The sequence below is a fragment of the Ideonella sp. genome (assembly GCF_041914305.1).
GTDB lineage: Bacteria > Pseudomonadota > Gammaproteobacteria > Burkholderiales > Burkholderiaceae_C > Ideonella.
In genome coordinates, this window is sequence record NZ_JAYSDQ010000002.1 from 275,930 (window position 1) to 296,977 (window position 21,048).

General features: G+C 68.4%; 15 protein-coding genes. 6 read left to right on the top strand and 9 right to left on the bottom strand.

The window, feature by feature from the left end; genetic code table 11:
- Positions 1 to 95 precede the first annotated feature (95 nt).
- The 5 genes from ACE3SG_RS04010 to ACE3SG_RS04030 all read right to left on the bottom strand — a co-directional run bounded on the left by ACE3SG_RS04010 (position 96) and on the right by ACE3SG_RS04030 (position 9,489).
- Positions 96 to 6,416: a HAMP domain-containing protein gene (locus tag ACE3SG_RS04010; RefSeq protein ID WP_374562705.1), complete on the bottom strand. Its 6,321-nt coding sequence runs from the start codon at positions 6,414 to 6,416 to the stop codon at positions 96 to 98.
- A 246-nt stretch (positions 6,417 to 6,662) separates the two neighbouring features.
- Positions 6,663 to 7,589, bottom strand: coding sequence for a cation diffusion facilitator family transporter (locus ACE3SG_RS04015; RefSeq protein ID WP_374562706.1), 927 nt, complete (start codon positions 7,587 to 7,589; stop codon positions 6,663 to 6,665).
- 4 nt (positions 7,590 to 7,593) lie between these two features.
- Positions 7,594 to 8,955, bottom strand: coding sequence for a sorbosone dehydrogenase family protein (locus ACE3SG_RS04020; protein WP_374562707.1), 1,362 nt, complete (start codon positions 8,953 to 8,955; stop codon positions 7,594 to 7,596).
- A 14-nt stretch (positions 8,956 to 8,969) separates the two neighbouring features.
- The gene (locus ACE3SG_RS04025; RefSeq protein WP_374562708.1) at positions 8,970 to 9,158 is read right to left on the bottom strand and encodes a DUF6496 domain-containing protein; all 189 of its coding nucleotides are present in this window, start codon (positions 9,156 to 9,158) and stop codon (positions 8,970 to 8,972) included.
- A 94-nt stretch (positions 9,159 to 9,252) separates the two neighbouring features.
- Positions 9,253 to 9,489 carry a hypothetical protein gene (locus ACE3SG_RS04030; protein ID WP_374562710.1) on the bottom strand — a complete coding sequence of 79 codons (237 nt, stop codon included), beginning with the start codon at positions 9,487 to 9,489 and terminating at the stop codon, positions 9,253 to 9,255.
- Between the two features lie 220 nt (positions 9,490 to 9,709).
- On the opposite strand from ACE3SG_RS04030, the gene ACE3SG_RS04035 reads away from it, so the two are divergent.
- Positions 9,710 to 9,952 (top strand): hypothetical protein, encoded by a 243-nt coding sequence (locus ACE3SG_RS04035; protein WP_374562711.1) that lies wholly within the window; start codon positions 9,710 to 9,712, stop codon positions 9,950 to 9,952.
- A 52-nt stretch (positions 9,953 to 10,004) separates the two neighbouring features.
- Here ACE3SG_RS04035 and ACE3SG_RS04040 read toward each other — a convergent pair whose 3' ends face one another.
- Together ACE3SG_RS04040 and ACE3SG_RS04045 are read right to left on the bottom strand one after the other, a co-directional pair.
- Positions 10,005 to 11,777, bottom strand: a complete 1,773-nt coding sequence (locus ACE3SG_RS04040) for a diguanylate cyclase domain-containing protein (protein ID WP_374562712.1) — start codon at positions 11,775 to 11,777, stop codon at positions 10,005 to 10,007.
- Positions 11,778 to 11,838: 61 nt separating this feature from the next.
- Positions 11,839 to 12,888, bottom strand: a complete 1,050-nt coding sequence (locus ACE3SG_RS04045; protein ID WP_374562714.1) for an extracellular solute-binding protein — start codon at positions 12,886 to 12,888, stop codon at positions 11,839 to 11,841.
- Positions 12,889 to 13,181: 293 nt separating this feature from the next.
- Here ACE3SG_RS04045 and ACE3SG_RS04050 point away from each other — a divergent pair, with 293 nt between their 5' ends.
- The 4 genes from ACE3SG_RS04050 (at position 13,182) to ACE3SG_RS04065 (ending at position 19,399) form a co-directional block, all read left to right on the top strand.
- Positions 13,182 to 15,926: a TonB-dependent receptor gene (locus tag ACE3SG_RS04050; RefSeq protein ID WP_374562715.1), complete on the top strand. Its 2,745-nt coding sequence runs from the start codon at positions 13,182 to 13,184 to the stop codon at positions 15,924 to 15,926.
- A 4-nt stretch (positions 15,927 to 15,930) separates the two neighbouring features.
- A complete protein-coding gene (locus ACE3SG_RS04055) occupies positions 15,931 to 18,027 on the top strand; it encodes a glycoside hydrolase family 36 protein (RefSeq protein WP_374562716.1) in 2,097 nt (698 codons plus the stop codon).
- A gap of 10 nt (positions 18,028 to 18,037) precedes the next feature.
- Positions 18,038 to 18,841: an endo alpha-1,4 polygalactosaminidase gene (locus tag ACE3SG_RS04060; RefSeq protein WP_374562717.1), complete on the top strand. Its 804-nt coding sequence runs from the start codon at positions 18,038 to 18,040 to the stop codon at positions 18,839 to 18,841.
- 123 nt (positions 18,842 to 18,964) lie between these two features.
- Positions 18,965 to 19,399, top strand: coding sequence for a hypothetical protein (locus tag ACE3SG_RS04065; protein ID WP_374562718.1), 435 nt, complete (start codon positions 18,965 to 18,967; stop codon positions 19,397 to 19,399).
- Between the two features lie 127 nt (positions 19,400 to 19,526).
- Here the strand turns inward: ACE3SG_RS04065 and ACE3SG_RS04070 are convergent, their stop codons facing one another.
- Both ACE3SG_RS04070 and ACE3SG_RS04075 read right to left on the bottom strand, forming a co-directional pair.
- Positions 19,527 to 19,811, bottom strand: a complete 285-nt coding sequence (locus ACE3SG_RS04070) for a hypothetical protein (RefSeq protein ID WP_374562719.1) — start codon at positions 19,809 to 19,811, stop codon at positions 19,527 to 19,529.
- Between the two features lie 89 nt (positions 19,812 to 19,900).
- Positions 19,901 to 20,236, bottom strand: a complete 336-nt coding sequence (locus ACE3SG_RS04075) for a hypothetical protein (RefSeq protein ID WP_374562720.1) — start codon at positions 20,234 to 20,236, stop codon at positions 19,901 to 19,903.
- A 156-nt stretch (positions 20,237 to 20,392) separates the two neighbouring features.
- On the opposite strand from ACE3SG_RS04075, the gene ACE3SG_RS04080 reads away from it, so the two are divergent.
- Positions 20,393 to 21,007 carry a hemerythrin domain-containing protein gene (locus ACE3SG_RS04080; protein WP_374562721.1) on the top strand — a complete coding sequence of 205 codons (615 nt, stop codon included), beginning with the start codon at positions 20,393 to 20,395 and terminating at the stop codon, positions 21,005 to 21,007.
- Positions 21,008 to 21,048: the final 41 nt, after the last annotated feature.

Sequence of the window (21,048 nt, forward strand, 5' to 3'; positions counted from 1 at the left end):
GCCGCCGCCCATCCAGTGGCGTGCGCGGATCCGGCTTTGCCGGTCCGCTGCGCGAGCCCCCATGGGGGCAGGCCCCGGCAGGGGCCGTGGGGGCCTCATCTGCACAACCAGCCCCGCAGCACCGCCAGCAGGTTCATCGGGTCGACCGGCTTGGACAGGTAGTCCCAGGCCCCCGCCTCGATGCACTTCTGCCGGTCGCCCTTCATCGCCTTCGCGGTCACCGCCACCATCGGCAGCTCGCGCCCGCGCGGCAGCTTGCGGATCTGCTGCATCGTGGCGATGCCGTCCATCTCCGGCATCATGATGTCCATCAGCACGATGTCGATCTCGGGGTCGGCCTCGACCAGGCGGATGGCCTCGCGGCCGTTGTCGGCCGAAACGATGATCATGCCGACCTCGTCCAGCACGGTGGCCAGGGCAAAGATGTTGCGCATGTCGTCGTCGACGATCAGCGCCTTCTTGCCTTTCAGCCCGTTCTGCGCGGCCAGGTCCTGCTCGATCTCGCGCCCTTCCTGCTCCGACAACAGCCCCGGCCCGCGGTGCAGCCAGAAGGCGATGTGGCCCCGCAAGCCCTTGGCCGAATCGGCCTCGCGCTGGCCATAGCCGCCGGGGCTGCGGCTCCAGGGCGAGGTCTCCGAGCGGCGCTGGCGGTACAGCACCACCGGCAGTTGGCACACGCTGTGCCGCTCGGCCACCGCGTCGAGGATGTCCTCGGGCCCGAAGTCGGCCACCGTGTCGTCGACCAGCACGCAGTCGGCCCCCATCAGCAGGTGGCGGGCTTGCGCCGCATCGTCGGCGAGCAGCGGCTGCACGTCGGCTTCGAGGTCATCGACCAACTGGTCGCGCATCGGCGATGGCGGCATCACCACCGCCAGCCGCTTGACCGGCCGCTCGACGTAGTTGAGCAACTCGTCGATCGCGGCCTTGGCCTCGTCGGCCGATTGCAGCGGCTTGGACAGGAAGCCGATCGCGCCGGACTGCAGCGCGCGGTCGCGCGCGTCGTCGGTCGACACCACGCAGATCGGGATGTGGCGCGTCGCCGTGTCGGCCTTCAACCGGTCGAGGATGCGCCAGCCCTCCATGTCGGGCAGGTGGATGTCGAGCGTGATCACGCTCGGGTGGTACTCGCGTGTCATCGTCAGCGCGCTGGCACCGGTGCCGGTCACCAGGCCCTTGAAGCCGCTGGCGCGCGCCGATTCGAGCATCACCTTGGCGAAGCCGAGCTCGTTCTCGACGATCAGGATCACGCGGTCGCCGGCGCCGATGTCGTCACGGTCGTCGTCAGCCTGGTTCGCAAACAGCACCGGCGCCACCGTGTCGAGCGGGTCGGGCTCGGGCTGCGGCGCGCGCGCCACCCGCTGCGGCGCCGGCGCGCGCGGCGGCGGGGCCTCCAGCCGGGTTGCGGGCGATGCGTCGCCGGCCGCCTCGGCCGGGGCAGGCCGGCCGTGGCGCGTGGTGCGGCTCGGGTTGTAGCTTTGCGGCAGGTAGAGCGTGAACACGCTACCCTGCCCCGGCGCACTGACCAGGCGGATCTCGCCGCCGAGCAGGCGCGAGAGTTCGCGGCTGATCGCCAGGCCCAGGCCGGTGCCGCCATATTTGCGGCTGGTCGAGCCATCGGCCTGCTGGAAAGCCTCGAAGATGATCTGCTGCTTGTCGGGCGAGATGCCGATGCCGGTGTCGGCCACCGAGAACGCGATCACCTGCGCGGCGCGGTTGAGCTCTTCGTTCTCGGGCGACCAGCCGCTGGTGGCCTGCGCGATGCTGAAGGTCACCTGGCCGACATGGGTGAACTTGAACGCGTTGGACAGCAGGTTCTTGATGATCTGCTGCAGCCGCTTCACGTCGGTCACCAGGCTCTTGGGCAGCGGCGGCTCGAGCTGCACGACGAAGTCGACATGCTTGGACTCGGCAAAGTGGCGGAAGCCCCGCTCGATCGAGCGGTGCAGCTCGTCGATGCGCAGCTCGCTCACATCCACCGCCACCGTGCCCGATTCGATCTTCGACAGGTCGAGGATGTCGTTGATCAGCATCAGCAGGTCGTTGCCCGAGGCGTGGATGGTCTTCGAGAACTCGACCTGCTTCGGGCTCAGGTTGCCGTCGGGGTTCTTGCACAGCTGGTCCGACAGGATCAGCAGCGAGTTCAGCGGCGTGCGCAGCTCGTGTGACATGTTGGCCAGGAACTCGCTCTTGTATTTCGAGGTCAGCGCCAGCTGCTCGGCTTTTTCTTCCAGCGCCTGGCGGGCCTGCTCGACCTCGGCGTTCTTGCGCTCGACCTCCTGGTTCTGGTGGGCCAGCAGGCGCGCTTTGTCCTGCAGCTCCTGGTTGGTCTGCTGCAGCTCTTCTTGCCGGCTGCCCAGCTCGGCCGCCAGCGATTGCGATTGCTTCAGCAGGTCTTCGGTGCGGGTGTTGGCCTCGATCGTGTTGATCACGATGCCGATCGATTCGGTCAGCTGGTCGAGGAAGGCCTCGTGCACCGGGTTGAAGTGCTCCAGCGACGCGAGCTCCAGCACCCCACGCACCTGGCCCTCGAAGACCACCGGCAGCACCAGCACGTCCATCGCCGCGTGCTCGCTCAGGCCCGACGCGATGCGGAACGCCTCGCTCGGCGTGTTGGTCAGCAGGATCTTGCGCTTGTCGATCGCGCACTGGCCCACCAGCCCCTGGCCCAGGTCGACCAGCTTGCCGTGGGCGCTCTGCCCGCCGCTGGCATAACTGGCCAGCAGCTTCAGCTGCGGCAGCTCGACGCTCGCGCTCATCACGTAGAACTCGGCCTGCTGCGCGCCGACCACCGGCGCGAGCTCCGAAAGAATCAGCTGGCCCACCGTGACCAGGTCTTTCTGGCCCTGCAGCATGCGGCTGAACTTGGCCAGGTTGGTCTTCAGCCAGTCCTGCTCGGTGTTCTTCTGCGTGGTGTCCTTCAGGTTGCGGATCATCTCGTTGATGGTGTCCTTCAGGGCCGCCACCTCGCCCTGCGACTCGACCGTGATCGAGCGCGCCAGGTCGCCCTGCGTCACCGCGGTGGCCACTTCGGCGATCGCCCGCACCTGCGTGGTCAGGTTGGCGGCGAGCTCGTTCACGTTCTCGGTCAGGCCCTTCCAGGTGCCCGCGGCGCCCGGCACCTTGGCCTGGCCGCCCAGCTTGCCCTCGACGCCCACCTCGCGCGCCACCGTGGTCACCTGGTCGGCAAAGGTCGCCAGCGTGTCGATCATCGAGTTGATGGTCTCGGCCAGCGCGGCGATCTCGCCCTCGGCCTCCACCGTCAGCTTGCGCTTCAGGTCGCCGTTGGCCACCGCCGTCACCACCTTGGCGATGCCGCGCACCTGGCTCGTCAGGTTGCCGGCCATGAAATTCACGTTGTCGGTCAGGTCTTTCCAGGTGCCCGACACGCCCTTGACCTGGGCCTGGCCGCCCAGCCGGCCTTCGGTGCCCACCTCGCGCGCCACGCGGGTCACCTCGGCGGCGAACGACGACAGCTGGTCGACCATCGTGTTGATCGTGGCCTTCAGCTCCAGGATCTCGCCCTTCACGTCGACCGTGATCTTCTTGCTCAGGTCACCGGCCTGCACGGCCTTGGTCACGTCGGCGATGTTGCGCACCTGGCTGGTCAGGTTCGACGCCATCAGGTTGACCGAGTCGGTCAGGTCTTTCCAGGTGCCGGCCACGCCCTGCACATCGGCCTGGCCACCGAGCTTGCCTTCGGTGCCCACCTCGCGTGCCACGCGGGTCACCTCGGCCGCGAACGAGCGCAGCTGGTCGACCATCGTGTTGATGGTGTTCTTCAGCTCCGAGATCTCGCCTTTCACGTCGACGGTGATCTTCTTGCTCAGATCACCGGCCGCCACGGCCGTGGTCACCTCGGCGATGTTGCGCACCTGGCTCGTCAGGTTGCCAGCCATGAAGTTGACCGACTCGGTCAGGTCTTTCCAGGTGCCGGCCACGCCTTCCACCGCCGCCTGGCCACCGAGCTTGCCTTCGGTGCCCACCTCGCGCGCGACGCGGGTGACTTCGGCAGCGAAGCTTCGCAGCTGGTCCACCATCGTGTTGACGGTGTTCTTCAGCTCCAGGATCTCGCCCTTCACGTCGACCGTGATCTTCTTGCTCAGGTCACCGGCCGCCACGGCCTTGGTCACGTCGGCGATGTTGCGCACCTGCGAGGTCAGGTTCGAGGCCATCGAGTTGACCGACTCGGTCAGGTCTTTCCAGGTGCCGGCCACGCCCTGCACGTCGGCCTGGCCACCGAGCTTGCCTTCGGTGCCCACCTCGCGTGCCACGCGGGTCACCTCGGCCGCGAACGACGAGAGCTGGTCGACCATCGTGTTGATGGTGTTCTTCAGCTCCGAGATCTCGCCCTTCACGTCGACCGTGATCTTCTTGCTCAGGTCACCGGCGGCCACCGCGGTGGTCACCTCGGCGATGTTGCGCACCTGGCTCGTCAGGTTGCCGGCCATGAAGTTGACCGACTCGGTCAGGTCTTTCCAGGTGCCGGCCACGCCTTCCACCGCCGCCTGGCCGCCCAGCTTGCCTTCGGTGCCCACTTCGCGCGCGACACGCGTCACCTCGGCCGCGAACGAGCGCAGCTGGTCCACCATCGTGTTGATCGTGGCCTTCAGCTCCAGGATCTCGCCCTTCACGTCGACGGTGATCTTCTTGCTCAGGTCACCGGCCGCCACGGCCTTGGTCACGTCGGCGATGTTGCGCACCTGCGAGGTCAGGTTGCCGGCCATCGAGTTGACCGAGTCGGTCAGGTCTTTCCAGGTGCCCGACACGCCCTTGACCTCGGCCTGGCCACCCAGCCGGCCTTCGGTGCCCACCTCGCGCGCCACGCGCGTCACCTCGGCGGCGAACGACGACAGCTGGTCGACCATCGTGTTGATGGTCGACTTCAGCTCCAGGATCTCGCCCTTCACGTCCACCGTGATCTTCTTGCTCAGGTCACCGGCCTGCACGGCCTTGGTCACGTCGGCGATGTTGCGCACCTGGTCGGTCAGGTTGCCGGCCATCGAGTTGACGGAATCGGTCAGGTCCTTCCAGGTGCCGGCCACGCCCTGCACCTCGGCCTGGCCACCCAGCTTGCCTTCGGTGCCCACCTCGCGCGCCACACGCGTGACCTCGGCCGCGAACGAGCGCAGCTGGTCCACCATCGTGTTGATGGTGTTCTTCAGCTCGAGGATCTCACCCTTCACGTCGACCGTGATCTTCTTGCTCAGGTCACCGGCGGCCACCGCGGTGGTCACCTCGGCGATGTTGCGCACCTGGCTCGTCAGGTTGCCGGCCATGAAGTTGACCGACTCGGTCAGGTCTTTCCAGGTGCCGGCCACGCCTTCCACCGCCGCCTGGCCACCGAGCTTGCCTTCGGTGCCCACCTCGCGCGCGACGCGGGTGACTTCGGCAGCGAAGCTTCGCAGCTGGTCCACCATCGTGTTGACGGTGTTCTTCAGCTCCAGGATCTCGCCCTTCACGTCGACCGTGATCTTCTTGCTCAGGTCACCGGCCGCCACCGCCTTGGTCACGTCGGCGATGTTGCGCACCTGCGCCGTCAGGTTGCCGGCCATCGAGTTGACCGAGTCGGTCAGGTCTTTCCACGTGCCCGACACGCCCTCGACGCGCGCCTGCCCGCCCAACGAGCCCTCGGTGCCCACCTCGCGCGCCACCCGCGTCACCTCGGACGCGAACGAACGCAGCTGGTCGACCATCGTGTTGATGGTGTTTTTCAAGGTCAGGAACTCGCCCTTGACGTCGACCTCGATCTTCTTGCTCAGGTCGCCCTTGGCTACCGCGGTGGTCACGTCGGCGATGTTGCGCACCTGGGCAGTCAGGTTGCCGGCCATCGAGTTGACCGAGTCGGTCAGGTCTTTCCAGGTGCCGGCCACGCCCTTCACGGTCGCCTGGCCGCCCAGCTTGCCTTCGGTGCCCACCTCGCGCGCCACGCGGGTGACCTCGGCCGAGAAGTTGCCGAGCTGGTCGACCATCTTGTTGATGGTCTGCGCGGTGTGCAGGAACTCGCCTTCCAGCGGCCGGCCATCGACCTCCAGCGCCATGCTCTTGGAGAGATCGCCTTGCGCCACCGCGCCGATCACGCGGGCCACCTCGGAGGTCGGGTGCACGAGGTCGTCGATCAGCGAGTTGATGTGGTCGATCGACTCACCCCAGAAGCCACGCGACGCACGCAGCGATGCGCGTTGCTTCAGCTTGCCCTGCTTGCCCACCACCTGGCGCAGGCGGGCCAGTTCCTGGGCCATGTTGGCGTTCTGCTCGACCACGTCGTTGAACGCATCGGCCACCCGGCCGGCCACCCCCGACCAATGGTGCGGAAGGCGCACGCTGGCATCGCCATCACGCAAGGCGATCAAGGCGGTCAGCAAGGTGTGCAGCTCGTGCACGGGCTCGAGCTTGACCGGTGTTTCCATGGCGCTCATCGGCACCCTCCTGGTTGTACGGCGTCCATGCAGGGCGACAGCCGTAGGAGCGCGAGGTGCAGCTTCCGTGCCATCGATGCTCGGGGCAAACCCGAGAAGCGCCGCACCCGGCGGCTGCCGGGCACGCAGGCTGCCAGCCGGGTCGAGCACCGCTCATTCGGCCCCCCGAAGCAAGCCGCGCCCGGAGGGAAGAGTTGCCTGCCGCCGGTAAGCTTTGCCGACAGATTTCGCCGCCGCCCGCTGCGGTCAGGCCAGCACCCGCGTCTCGATGTAGATCCGCCGCACGCGCGGGTAGCGCTCGCGGATCTGCGCTTCCAGCCGGTCCACCGTGGCGGCGATCTCGCGCGCGGTCACCGGCCCGGCAAACTCGACATCCAGCGCCAGCAGCACCTCTTCGGCGCCGACGTACATCGACAAGGGCCGGCCGACCCGCCGCACACCCGGCTGCGCGGCCGCCATCTCGCGGATCGCCGCGGCCGTTTCGCGCTGCAGCCCCTCGCCGACCAGCAGGCCGCGCGATTCGCCGATCAGCAGCAGCGCCACGCCGGCCAACAGCAGGCCGATCAACAGCGACGCGACCCCGTCGAACTCGGGCCGGCCGGTGGCCTGGCTGGCGGCGATGCCGGCCGCTGCCAGGGCCAGGCCCAGCAACGCGGCGCCATCTTCGGCCAGCACGGTGTAGGTCGACGGGTCTTTGCTGCGCCGCAAGGCGGCCCAGAACGGCAGCGAGCCACTGGCCGTGCGGAACTGGCGCAGCGCGACCAGGAAGCTGGCGCCCTCGAACAACGCCGCCATCGCCAGCACCAGGTAGCTCCAGCCCGCATCACGCACCGGCACCGGGTGCTGCAGGTGCAGCACGCCCTGGTAGAACGACACGCCGCCGCCGACACCGAAGATCAGCACGGCCACCAGCAGGCCCCAGAAGAACAGCTCTTTGCCGTGGCCGAAGGGGTGCTCGGCCGACGCGGGCCGGCGGCTGCGATGCAGCCCGACGAGCAACAGCACGCCGTTGCAGATGTCGACGGTCGAATGGATCGCTTCGGACCACATGGCCGAGCTGCGGGTGACCCCGGCAACGATGAACTTGGTGATCGCGATCGCGACATTGGCCGCGATCGCGCCATACACCGGCAGCGCCGAACCGCCGGGCTGGGCGGTCGGCGCGGCGGCCACGGCGTCAGCGCGCCACGGTGGCGTTGGTGACGCGCCAGACGGCGTTGCCCACATCGTCGGCCACCAGCAGCGCGCCCTTGGCATCGAGCGCCACCCCCACCGGCCGACCGTAGGCTTCGCCTTGCGGGCTCAGGAAGCCGGTCAACACATCGACCGGCATCGCACCGGCCGCCGGCTTCGGGCCGTCGAAGGGCACGAAGACGACCTTGTAGCCGCTGCGCGGCTCGCGGTTCCACGAGCCGTGCTGGCCGATGAACACACCGTGCGCATAGGCCGCGGGCAGCGTCGTGCCGTCGGAGAAGGCCAAGCCCAGCGACGCCGTGTGCGAGCCCAGCGCATAGTCGGGCGACACGGCGCGCGCCACCAGGTCGGGCCGCTTCGGCGACACACGCTCGTCGACATGCGCGCCGTAGTAGCTGTAGGGCCAGCCATAGAAGGCACCGTCACGCACCGAGGTCAGGTAGTCGGGCACGAGGTTGTCGCCCAACTCGTCGCGCTCGTTGACCACCGTCCACAAGGTCTTGCTGCCCGGCTCCCAGCCCATGCCGTTGGCGTTGCGCAGGCCGGTGGCGAACAGGCGCTTCTGGCCGCTGGCCACATCGATCTCCCAGATCGCGGCGCGGCCTTCTTCGACCTCCATGCCGCGCTCGGCCACGTTGCTGTTCGAGCCGACGGTGGCATAGAGCTTGGTGCCGGCCGGGTTGGCGATCAGGCCCTTGGTCCAGTGGTGGTTGATCGGGCCGGCCGGCAGGTCGGTCAGCTTGCTGCCGGCGGCGCTGATGCGGGTGTCGCCGGCGTGGTACGGAAAGCGCATCACCGCGTCGGAGCACGCCACGTACAAGCTGTAGGCCCCGTCGTTCTTCGGTTCACCCACCAGCGCCATGCCGAAGGGTGAGTTGAGGTTCTCCAGCAGCACGCTGCGCACTTCGGCCACGCCGTCGCCGTCGGCATCGCGCAGCAGCGTGATGCGGTTGGGGCTGGGCGTGCCGGCCCCGGCCTCTTTCATCTTGGCCTTCATCACCATGCCCTTGAGGCCTTTGCCATCGTCGGGCTTGGGTGGGGCGTTGGTCTCGGCCACCAGCACGTCGCCGTTGGGCAGCACCAGCAGCCAGCGCGGGTGCGTCAGGCCGGTGGCCAGTGCCTTCACCGCCAGCCCTGAGGCGGCCACCGGCGCGGTGCCGGCGGGCCAGGCCCTGGCCTTGGCGACGTTGACGGTCGGGATCAGCTGCTTGTCGGGCTTGGGCAGCGACGGGTTCGGGCCGTAGCCGGGGTCGGCCGAGGTGGGCGCGGCGCTGCTGCAGGCGATGAGCAACGCGCCGCACAAGCCGCAACAGGTGCGGGCCCACGTGGGCAGGGCGATGGGCATGCGGTGGCCGGCCATCAGTGCTGACGGCCCGATTTCTTCGCTGGCACCTTGCCGCCCGCGGCGCGCGCTTCGGACAAGCCGATCGCCACCGCCTGCTTTCGGCTCGTGACCTTGCGGCCGCTGCTGCTCTTCAACTCGCCGTGCTTGTATTCATGCACCGCCTTCTCGACCTTTTCATGGGCCTTCTCGCCGTACTTCGCCATGACATCTCCTTGCGGCGCCGAAGATGGCGCCCGATGCCAGTTCACGGCAAGCGCAATGCCTGCACGGCGTGCCGGTGGCGGCCGGCGCTTGGCGTCAGCGGCGGCGCTGGAACTCGTCGGCCAGCTGCAGATAGCGCGCCTGCTGCCAGCGGCGATAGTCCGCGTTGAGGCTCTGCCACGGGTCGCTGAGCCACGGCGGATCGTCGAGGTCGAAGGCTTCGTTCAGGCCGCCCCAGGGGTGCGGGGCGTGCAAGCCGCTGTCGACAAAGTCGAGCACCGGCGAAAGATCGGCAGGCAGATCGGCATCCAGGTTCGGCTCGGCTTGCTGCATGACCTGTTCCTTTCGTTGGCGGGCCGGCACGGCCAGCGGCGGCTTTGGCAACCGCCGTGCCGGGCACGGCATGCCCTTTGCCCTTGGGCTAGTGCTTGTGTCGTCGGTGCGCCCCGCACGCCAGGCGGCAGTGTGCCCGTTCCCGCCACCCCGAAGGAGAGAGCCCCTTGCGAGCCCAGAGCTTTTGCCGGCGAACCCGGCACCACTGCGGACAGCGTGCGTGACAGCGCCCCGCACGCTCGAGACCGGTCAGCGCGGCCATTCGCTGCCCAGCTGCGTGGCCGACGCGCTGCGCCTGCGTTGCGCGGCCCTGGATGAAACCCTGCGCCAGCGCTGCGGCCCCGACCTGATGCTGGCGCTGCTGAAAGACCTGGAGCGCCTGACGCGCGAACTGCAAGCCGCGCAGGACGCGCAGACCCTGCTGGACCGTGTTCGCTACCGCCCGGGCTGGCACACCGGCTGAGACAAGGGACCAGGGCCGGCGCGCAGGCCGAACCGCCTGCGCCCCGGCGCCTTCAGCTCACCACCGCCACGACACCGCCCGCCTCGCCGCCCGCACCGCGCTCGCTGGCCAGGCAGACCCGCATCCGCCCGCCAGCCTTGGCGCGGTACATCGCCTGGTCGGCCGCGGCGATGAGCTCGATCGCGGTCTCGCCGTCGCTCGGGTAGACGCTGACGCCGATGCTGGCCCCCAGGGCGAGCTCGGTGTCGCCGCGCTGCATCGGCTGCGACAGCACGTCGAGCACCTTGTTGGCCACCACCATCAGGCCATCGACGCTGCCGACCTCGTCGAGCAGGATGATGAATTCGTCGCCGCCCATGCGCGCGACGGTGTCGACCTCGCGCACGACCCCCTTCAGGCGCTGCCCCAGCGTGCGCAGCACGAAGTCGCCGGCGGCGTGCCCCAGCCCGTCGTTGATGACCTTGAAGTTGTCGAGGTCGATGAACAGCAGCGCCAGCTGCCCACCGGTGCGCTTGGCATGGGCCAGTGCATGGTCCAGGCGGTCGAGGAAGAAGCGCCGGTTGTGCAGCCCGGTGAGGCTGTCGTGGCTGGCGAGCCGGTCGAGCTCGCCTTGCTTCTGCTCCAGGTTGGCGAACTGGGCGCGGATCTGCTGTTGCATTGTCTCGATGCTGCGCGCGAGCAGGCCGATCTCGTCCTTGCGCTCGGCCGGCAGGTGGCCCCCCGAAGCGCCCTCGGCAAAGCGCTGCACCGCGTCGACGATCTGGCCCAGCGGCCGCGTCAGCGCGCGCGCCAGCAGGATCGCCAGCAGCACCGCCAACGCGCTGAACGCGATCACGATGCGCACGCTGACCACGCCCAGTTGCTCGCTGTCTTTCAGCACCGCCGCCAGCGGCTGCGCCAGGCCGAGGATGAACTCGTCCTCGCGCTGCAACTCGCTCAAGGGCTGGCGCATGAACGCGACGACCACCGCGCCATCGCCGGTGGGTGTGGCGGTGGTGACCAGCTCGTCCCGCCGGCCTGGGCCGTCGATGGTCATCGCCATCGCCGCGGGGAAGGCATCTTGCAGGCGCGACACCTGCCCGCGGTCGAAGGCAAAAGCCTTGCTCGGGTCGGGGTGGATCAGGAAGTCGCCGGCCGCATTGGTCAGGTACAGCTGCAAGCCGGTGGGCAGGTCGGCCGCCAGCTGGGCGAACAGGCCGTTCAGGTCGACGTTGATGACGACCACGCCGCGCGCCACGCCGTTGGCGTCGTGCACCGGTGCGGCCACCTGCAGCGCCGGCTTGTCCTGGCCCGCGTGGGCCCCCACTTCGTGGTTGATCGCCGGGCGCGACACGTAGACCGCGCCGGCAGGCAGGCGCAGCGTCTCGAACACATACGGGTAGTGGCCTTTTTCCTGCAGGTCGTCGCCGCGCACCCGCACCAGGCCCCCTTCGTCGCGGTCGACACGGATGCGCTCCAGGCCGTGGTCGGTCACGTCGATCAGCCGCATCTGGAAATACTCGGGGTGCGTCGCCAGCATGCGTTCAAACAGCAGGCCCACGTTGTTCTCGCTCAAGGCCTGCATGCCCGCGTCGGCGCGGGCAAGCAGGCGCGCGGCCTGCGGGTGATCGGCCACCAGCCGCACATCGCGCGCGGTGCCGTTCAGGCCGATCGCCAGTTGCCGCACCAGCACCCGCGTGGCCGTCTTCAGGCGCTCCTCGGCGCCAGCGATCAGCATCGCGCGGCTGGCCAGGTAGCCGTAGTAGCCGGTCAGGCCGGCCGCCAGCACGCCGACGCAGGCCAGCGCCAGCGCCAGGCGGCGGGCGATGCCCAGGGTCGGCTTCATGGGTGCCCCCTCCTCTTCCTCTGCGAAAGGGAACGGGGCTGTGCGGGCGGCCGTGGGTGACTCATGGCGCCAGCACGCGCGACGCGCGGTCGCCCGAGCGGATGCGGGCCCACAAGGTCTCGCGCCGGCCGGCGTCCTCAACCGGCTCGAGCCACAGCAGCCGCACCTCGGGCCGGCTCGACGCCGACTCGGTGGTGGTGCTGGCCAGGCCCTGGCGCTGCACCAGCAGCCGGCCGGCCTGGTCGCTCAGCAACTGGTCGATCCAGGCATGGGCCAGCGTGGCGTCGCGGGCCCGGCGGGTGATGGCCCAGCAGTCGAGCCAGGCCAGCGCCCCTTCGCGCGGGATCACGTAGCCCGCGTCGACCCCCTGGGCCTTCAGCAGGTGCAGTTGCTGGGTGCCGTAATTGGCGTACATCAGCGCCGCCTTGTGGCGCTGGAACAGGCGCACCGACTCGTCGGGCTGGTTGTAGAAACCCAGCACGTTGCGCCGCAGGTCGACCAGCGCGTCGACCGCGCGGGGCCACAGCGCGGTGTCGATCTTAAATGGTGACGGGGCGCCCAGCATCTGCGCGGCTAGCGAGAAGTTGTGGGTGCCGCCGCTGTAGGCGATCACCTTGCCCTGGTAGCGGGTGTCCCACAGCGCGGCGATCGAGTCCGGCGGGTCGCTGATCTGGCGCCGGTCGTAGATCAGCCCCATCTCGGAATAGGTGAACGGGATCGCGTAGGTCTGCGCCACGCCCGCCTGCACATGGACCAGCCCGGCGATGCTGGCGCGCTGGCGAAAACGCGGCAGCTGCGTGAGGGTGTTGGGGATCTTGTCGGTGTCCACCGGCTGCACCAGCTTGGCCTGGATGTAGCGCTGCAGCTCGGCGGTGTTGACCGCGAACACATCGAAATCGGCGCCGTCGTGCGCGCTGAGCTTTTGCCACATCGACTCGTCGGAGTCGATCACCGTCAGCTCGACGCGGGCGCCGGTCTTGGTCTCGAACTCGCGCACCACCTCGGGCTCGGCATAACCCGGCCACGCCAGCACGCGCAGCACCGGGCCTGCCATCGCCTGCGCGCAGGCGATGGCGAGCGCCACCGCCACTGGAACCAGCTTCAACCGCATCGGCACCCCGCCAAACCACCGGTTTTTCGTAACAGCCATCTTAGGTCCGCCACCGGCCACCGGCGCAATCTAATCTTCAGCGTTTTGCACACATCGGGCCACCCGCGCGCGGGCGGGTCAGGCCCCACAGAGAGCGGCGTCGCCTTCGAAAAACTGCGCCTCGAAAGGCTTTCGAATTTAATTTGAAAGAAAGAAAAAGACATTATCGACAGCATACGAAAGCACATCTACATTTCGCACGAACGGTGCAGACGTTTGGACAGGTGCACTGAAGCCCCCTGGAGGAGAACCCCTTGCCCCGCCACGCCGCCGATCGTTTCGCCTTGACCACCCTGGCCGCCGCGGCCCTGTCGGTGGCCGCCTCGCCGCTGTGGGCGCAAGACACCGCGACGACCACGCCGGACCAACCGGCCGACACGGTCGAAAGCATCGTCGTCACCGGCACCCGCGCCAGCCTGGCCAAATCGCTCGAGCTCAAGCGCAACGCCAGCCGCGTGCAAGACTCGATCTCGGCCACCGAGCTGGGCCGCTTCCCCGACGACAACGTGGCCGATTCGCTGAGCCACATCACCGGTGTCGCGATCAGCCGCACCGCCGGCGGCGAGGGCCTGAAGGTCAGCGTGCGCGGCCTGGGGCCGGGCTACAGCCTGGTCACGCTGAACAACCGCATCCTGGCCACCGACGACGCCGGCCGCGACTTCGCATTCGACGTGCTGCCGGCCGACGTGATCGGCGGCGCCGACGTGGTCAAGTCGGCCCAGGCCTCGTTGACCGAAGGCGCGATCGGCGGCCTGGTCAACCTGCGCTCGGCGCACCCGTTCGACGAGCCCGGCCGGCATGCACTGGTGCGCGCCGAGACCGACTACAACACGATGTCGCGCCTGTCCGGCAACAAGCTGTCGGCGGTCTACAGCGACACCTTCGCCGACAACACCATGGGCCTGCTGATCGGCGCGGTGCTGGCGCATCGCAAGGTGCGCACCGACAACGCCGGCTACACCTACTTTCGCGGCATCGACCTGAACGGCGACGGCACGATGAGCGACGCCGACCTGGACCTCGCCGGCACCTGCTGCATGACCTTCGGCTCGATCATGGAGGACAAGAAGCGCACGGCCGTGTCAGCCGCCTTCGAGTGGCGGCCGAGCCCCGACATGAAGATGGTGCTCGACGGCCTGTACACCCGGCTCGACTCGCCGCAGGTCGGCTACAACCAGGCCTACTTTCCGAACTGGGTCGACGGCCGCTGGTCCGACATGCAGGTGACCAACGGCGTGGTCACCGCGATGACGGTGAAAGACCTGGTGCCCGAGATCGCCAACATCACCACCGACCGCGTCGTCGACACCACGCAGTTCGGCTGGAACGGCAGCTGGCAGGCCACGCCCGACCTGGTGCTGACGGGCGATGCCTACCAGTCCACCTCCACGCGGCTGGGCGGCGGCAAGGACACCTATGTGGTCGCGCAACTGGCCGGCCACACCACCGGCTACTGGGCCAACACCGGCCAGATGCTGCCCCACATCCGCGTGCAGCTCGAAGACGGGCGCGACCTGGCCACCGCGCTGGCCGCGGGCCAGCTGGGCGATGCCAACTTCGGCCCGCACTACGTGGGCCTGCACGGCGACGATGTGCACGACACCATCAACGGGGCCAGCGCCGGTGGCCGCTGGGCCATCGACTCGGGCATCTTCGACCAGCTGCACTTCGGCTGGGCGGGCACCGACCGCACCAAGAAGCGCGACTACTTCGAAAACGACTTCACCAACGGCAGCGTGCAGTACTCGGGCAGCGAGTCGACCACCTTTGCATCGATGGGCGCGCATGTGGCGCAGCGCTCGTTCACGCTGCCGAACTTCATGCCGGGCGCGGGCAGCGGCTTTCCCACCTCGTTCGTCGCATTCGACGTGCCGGCCTACCTCGACGCGCTGAAGAAGCTCGACGGCCAGCCGAACCCGAACGGTGGCGTGTTCGACTACCGCAAGACCTTGCCGGTGCTGAACCCGGTGCAAAGCTACCGCGTGAAAGAGAAGACCGACGCGGCCTACCTGCAGCTCGACCTGGCCGGCGAGCAATGGAGCGGCGATGTCGGCGTGCGGCTGGTGCACACCCGCACGCAGTCGTCGAGCGCGTACAACCAGATCATCTCGATCACGCCACCGCCGCCCAACGACCCGACCGGTGCCTACTTCGTCGAGTACAGCCCGGCGGTGCCGATCGATGTGGGCGGCAGCTACACCAAGGCGCTGCCCGCGGCGAATTTTCTATACCACCTGAACAAGACGCTGCAGATGCGCCTGGGCGTGGCCGAGACGATCGCGCGGCCCAGCGTCGACCAGCTCGCCCCGACCCGCACCGACGGCGCCAGCTGGGGCGCCGACGTGATCTGGATCTCGGGCGACCCGCACCTGAAGCCCTACACCGCCTGGCAGCAAGACCTGTCGCTCGAGTGGTACTACGCGCCCAAGTCGGCGCTGAACGGCGCGGTATTCGCCAAGCAGATCAAGAACTTCATCACCGCGACCGCCGAAGAGAACGTCGACATCGGCGTGCCCGGCCACCTGTTCACGATCGTCTCGCCGATCAACGGCGACAAGGCCACCGTGCTCGGCTTCGAGCTGGGTTGGCAACACCTGATGGACAACGGCTTCGGCATCCGCGCGCAGTACACCTACAACAAGACTCGCTCGTGGGTCGATGGCGAACTGGTGGGTGAACTCGAAGGCGTGGCCCCGGCCAGCTCGTCGCTCGGGCTGATCTACGAGAAGGGCCCGGTCAGCCTGAACCTGTCGGCCGACTACACCAGCCCCTACACCGTGACCAGTGGCACCGAGCTCGGCGTGCCCAGCAAGGCCAAGGCGGTCACCTGGGTCACGGCGCAGGCCGCGTACGAGTTCACCGGCGGTTTCAAGCTCACGCTCGAGGGGCGTAACCTGACGAACGCCCAGGAGCGCACCGACCTGGGCCGGCGCGACCTGCCCTACAGCTACAACGCCTACGGCCGCTCGTTCACCCTCGGTGCCAGCCTGAAGTTCTGACCACATGCCACGAGCCCTCCCCATCGCCCGGCGCGCGTTCTTGCAGTGGCTGGGCGCGTCGGCCTTGTGTGCACCGGCGGTGGCGGCCAGCGCGCCAGCCATCGGCCGCGGCCACGTGCGCATCGCCGATGCGGTGGTCTCGCTGCAGTTCGACGAGTGGATGAGCTGCCGTGTCGTCCACCTGGCCGGCCCACGGACCGCGGCGCTGACCGGTTTCGACGCCAGCGAAACCTTGACGCTGGCCGATGGCGCCAGCGTCGAGCGCTTCGTGCTGCGCCAGACGCAGGTCGACGCGCTGCACGACGACGCCCACGGCCCCGGCCGCCGGCTGCGCATCGAAGGCCGCTCGGCGCAGGGCATCGTCAAGACAGTGGCGGTGACGCTGCACGATGCCTTCCCCGGCGTCGCCTGGCTGGCGGTGAGCTACCGCAACGAGTCAGCGGCCACGCTGTCGATCAAGGGCTGGGGCAATGCGCAGCACCGCGTGCTGCCGCGCGCGGGCCGCACCGAAGCCTTCTGGTCATTCGCCGGCGCCAGCCACGAAGACCGGCACGACTGGGTGCAGCCCGTGAAAGCCGGCTTCGCGCAAGACAACTTCATGGGCATGAACGCGCCCGACTACGGCGGCGGCACGCCGGTGGTCGACGTGTGGCGGCGCGACGCGGGCCTGGCCGTCGGCCACCTCGAACGCGTGCCGCAGCAGGTGTCGCTGCCGCTGCGCTGGTCGCGCGGCGGTGTGCAGCTGGGCATCAGCGCCAAGCGCGCCACCACGCTGGCGCCGGGGCAGACGCTGACCACCGCGCTGAGCTTCGTCGCCGTGCACCGGGGCGACTACTTCGCCGCGCTCGACGCCTACCGCCGTGTGATGGCGCAGCGCGGCATCGCCGCCGCCACGCCACCGGCGGCGGCCTACGAGCCGATCTGGTGTGCCTGGGGCTACGAGCGCGAGTTCAGCGTCGAGCGGGTCGAGGCCACGCTGCCCAAGGTCAAAGAGTTGGGCCTCGATTGGGCGGTGATCGACGACGGCTGGCAGGCCGCGATCGGCGACTGGCGGCCGAACGCCGACAAGTTCCCTGGCGGCGACGCGCAGCTGAAGGCATTGGCGGCGAACATCCGCAGCGCCGGCCTGAAGCCGCGGCTGTGGATCGCACCGCTGGCCGTGGCCCCCGGCAGCGACGAGCTGCACGAGCACAGTGACATGCTGCTGCGCGACAAAGACGGCGCGGTGCAGAACGTGAGCTGGTGGAACAGCTTCTACCTCTGCCCGGCCTACGGCAAGACGATCGAGCGCGCCCAGGCGCTGGTGCGCAAGGTCATCGGCGAGTGGGGCTTCGAGGGCCTGAAGATCGACGGCCAACACTTGAACGGCGCCGCGCTGTGCCACAACCCGGCCCACCGGCACGCGCGGCCCGAAGAGTCGGCCGAGCAGCTGAGCCAGTTCTTCCGCGCGATCTACGACACCGCGCGCGCGATCAACCCGAATGCCGTGATCGAGCTGTGCCCTTGCGGCACCTCGTTCGCCTTCCACAACCTGCCCTACATGAACCAGACACCGGCGTCGGACCCGCTGTCGTCGTGGCAGGTGCGGCACAAGGGCAAGACGCTGAAGGCGCTGATGGGGCCCAGCGCCGCCTATGCCGGCGACCATGTCGAGCTGAGCGACGGTGGTGCCGACTTCGCGTCCACCGTCGGCATCGGCGGCGTGGTGTCGACCAAATTCACCTGGCCCGAAGACCCGAAGCCGAAAGACTCGTTCTTGCTGACACCCGAGCACGAGGCCCTGTGGCGGCGCTGGATCACGCTCTACCGCGCGCAGATGCTGCCCACCGGGGTCTACCGCGGCGAGCTCTACGACATCGGCTTCGACCAACCCGAGGCCCACGTGGTCGAGAAAGACGGCCGCCTGCACTACGCCTTCTACGCGCCGCAGTGGAACGGCGTGGTCGAGTTGCGTGGCCTGACCGAGGCGCTGTACGAACTGCGCGACCTGTTCGATGGCCGGGCGCTGGGCACCGTGAGCGCCGCCCACCCCCGCGTCAAGCTGGCCTTCAAGAACCACCTGCTGCTGTGCGCCACACCACTCGACACCCACATCACCTGAGGAGACCCCGATGCCACTGCCCCGTTCATCGAAACTGCTGACCGCCGTGTGCCTCGCCGGCTGGGCGCTGGCCGCCTGGGCCGCGCCCTGGGTGCCGCATGTGGACGACAGCTTCCAGATCCAGCTGACCGGCAAGATCAACACCGGCTACGACGTCGAGGTCTACGACATCGACCTGTTCGACACCCCCGATGCGGTGATGAACACGCTGCACGGCCGCGGTGTTCATGTGGTCTGCTACTTCTCGGCCGGCACCGCCGAAGACTGGCGCCCCGACTACGCGCAGTTCAAGCCGGCCGACCTGGGCGGCAACCTCGACGGCTGGCCCGGCGAGCGCTGGGTCGACACCCGCTCGGCCAATGTGCGCGCGATCATGAAGGCACGCTTCGACCGCGCCGCGGCGCGCGGCTGCGACGGTGTCGACACCGACAACGTCGACGAGTACACCTACACCGACTCGGGCTTCCCGCTTACCGCCAGCACGCAGCTGAACTACAACCGCTTCCTGGCGAAAGAGGCCCACGCGCGCGGCCTGAAGATCGGGCTGAAGAACGACGTCGGCCAGCTGTCGGCGCTGGTCGCGAGCTTCGATTTCGCGGTCAACGAGTCGTGCCACGTCTACAAGGAATGCGGCGGCTATTCGTTGTTCACCGGCGCCGACAAGCCGGTGTTCAACATCGAATACAAGAAGAAGTGGGTCGACGACCCCGACGCGCGTGCCCGCATGTGCGCGCAAGCCCGCGCCGCCAACCTGCGCACGCTGGTGATGCCGCACCTGCTGAACGACGACTTTCGCTTGAGCTGCGACGAGTAGCCCCGAAACCTGGGCCTGACCCGATGCTGGTCAGCCCCAAGATACCCAGCCGTGTCGTTGTGCTACACCGTCGATCTTTCGCGGGAGCGTTTTCATGTTGTCGACTGCCAGCCGTTGCGCGCCATGAACAAGTACAGGCTGTCGCCCTCGTGCGACTACGTGGCTTTGTTCAAGAGCACGCCGATCGACTTCTTCTCGCCCGAGAAGCGGCGGCCGCTGCAGCGCCTGCGGTTCGGCCGGCGGCCCCAGCGCGGCGTGGTCGAGATCAACGACGGCAAGCTCGACTTCGAGATCCACCTGCGCGCGCGCAACTCGGTCGTCCCGCCGGGCGACCTCGCTTTTGCGCAGCAGGTGCTGGCCCAGGTCGCCGAAATGGACTCGGCCGCGCGCGAGCTGCCACAACGGCTGGGCATGGACCATGAAGAGTACCTGGCCTACATCACGATCGCGCCGCCCAAGGTGGTGCTGCGTTACTGCGCCGCGGCCTTCAACACCGAGTGGAGCGCCCACTTCGTGCCCGGCAAGAGCGGGCGCTACCAGCTCGTCCGCCTGGGCTGAGCGGCGGCGGCGTCAGGCTGCGGCCTGGTTGTGCAGCAGCGCCGTTGGTGAGTTTTTGTAGCCTTTGCCCGAGGCTTGAAAAAAAGGGCTCGGGCCGCTTCGGCCCGAGCCCCGTCTGGCGGGGTGATCAGCGCTGGTCGCGCTTTTGCTGGCCTTGCTGACCCAGTTGGTCGCGGCCGGCGTCTTGCGAGCCCTGCCCTTGCTGGTCACGGCCCAGGTTCTGGCCGCTCTGGCCTTGCTGGCCCTGGTTGCCCGAGCGTTGCTGCTGCTGGTCTTCAGGCTTCTTCTGCTGCGACTGGCCCGGCTGACCTTGCCCCTGGCGCGGTTGCTGTTGCTGGTCCTGGGTGCGGCTCGAGTCGCTGGTGCCTTGCTGGGTGGTCTTCTGGTCTTCCGGGTTGCGGTTCTGTTGCATGGTCACTCCTTGGGTTGAATCGACGGGATCGCCGACACGGTGGAGATGGCAATCTCGATGCCCGACCAGGTGGCAGCCGGGCCCCGAGTTCAGCGGCTCAACCGCCCCACCAGCACGCCCAGCAGCAATGCGCCGGCGAGGTAGCTGAGCGGGTGTTCCCGCACGCTGGCGCGGCAGGCTTCGGCGTATTCCTTCTCCATCGCGCTCAGGCGATCGGCCTTGTTGCGCAGCGTCTCGGCCGCTTGCGCCATCGATTCGGCCGCGCTGTCCACCGCTTCGTGGGCACTGCTGACGACCTTGTCCAGCCGCGGGTGGGCAGACGAGTCGGCGCTGCCGTTGCCAGGGTTGGCGCTGCGCGAGGTGTCGGCATTCGAGCCGGTGGGGGGGTTGCTGGCGTAGCCCTGGTAGGGCAGATCGTTGGCCATGGTGCGTTCTCCTGGAATGAGGTCAAGGGAAAGGGACTGCCCCGATCAGCGGCAAGCAGCGTTCCTTCACAGGTCACTCCAGCGATATGGGCGCGGCAGCCGGCACACCGCTTGCCATCTCAGTGAAGAACCCTTGCCGCCTACAGGAGCCGCACCATGCCGCAAAGCCACCCCAACAGCCGCGCCGCCACCGCCGCGCGCAGTCACATCATCGAGCTGCTGCAGGACGACCATTGGCGGCTCAAGCGCGCGTACCGCGAATTCCAGCGGCTCGATGCCGAGCGCAACGGCGACCTCTGCGAATCGATCGTGCGCCGCACGCTGCACGAGTTGCGCGTGCACGCCGCGCTGGAAGAAGAGCTGATCTACCCGGTGATGCGCCCGATCGTCGGCGACCCCGAGCGTGTCGACCAGGCCGAGGTCGAGCACGAAACCATTCACCTGCTGATCACCCAGCTCGAGGCCGCCCATGCGGTCGACGAGAAGTTCTCGGCCCGCTTCGTGGTGCTGTGCGAATACGTGCTGCACCACATCAAGGAAGAAGAAGGCGAGCTGTTCCCGCAGCTCAAGCGCGCCAAGCTGGACTGGGAGTCGCTGTGCGCCGAGTTCACTGAGCGCCGCGAAGCGCTGCTGACGGCCGACGCGAACGAAAGCCTGACCGGGCTGAACGACCTCGCGCCGGTCGACGAGACCGGCCTGCTGATGACCGGCCAGTACCCGGCGCGCTACCCGCCGCACGAAGCCGGCTCGATCACCAGCCGCAAGATCTGACGGGGCGGACCACCATGTATTTCTGACCCCGATCACTGGGC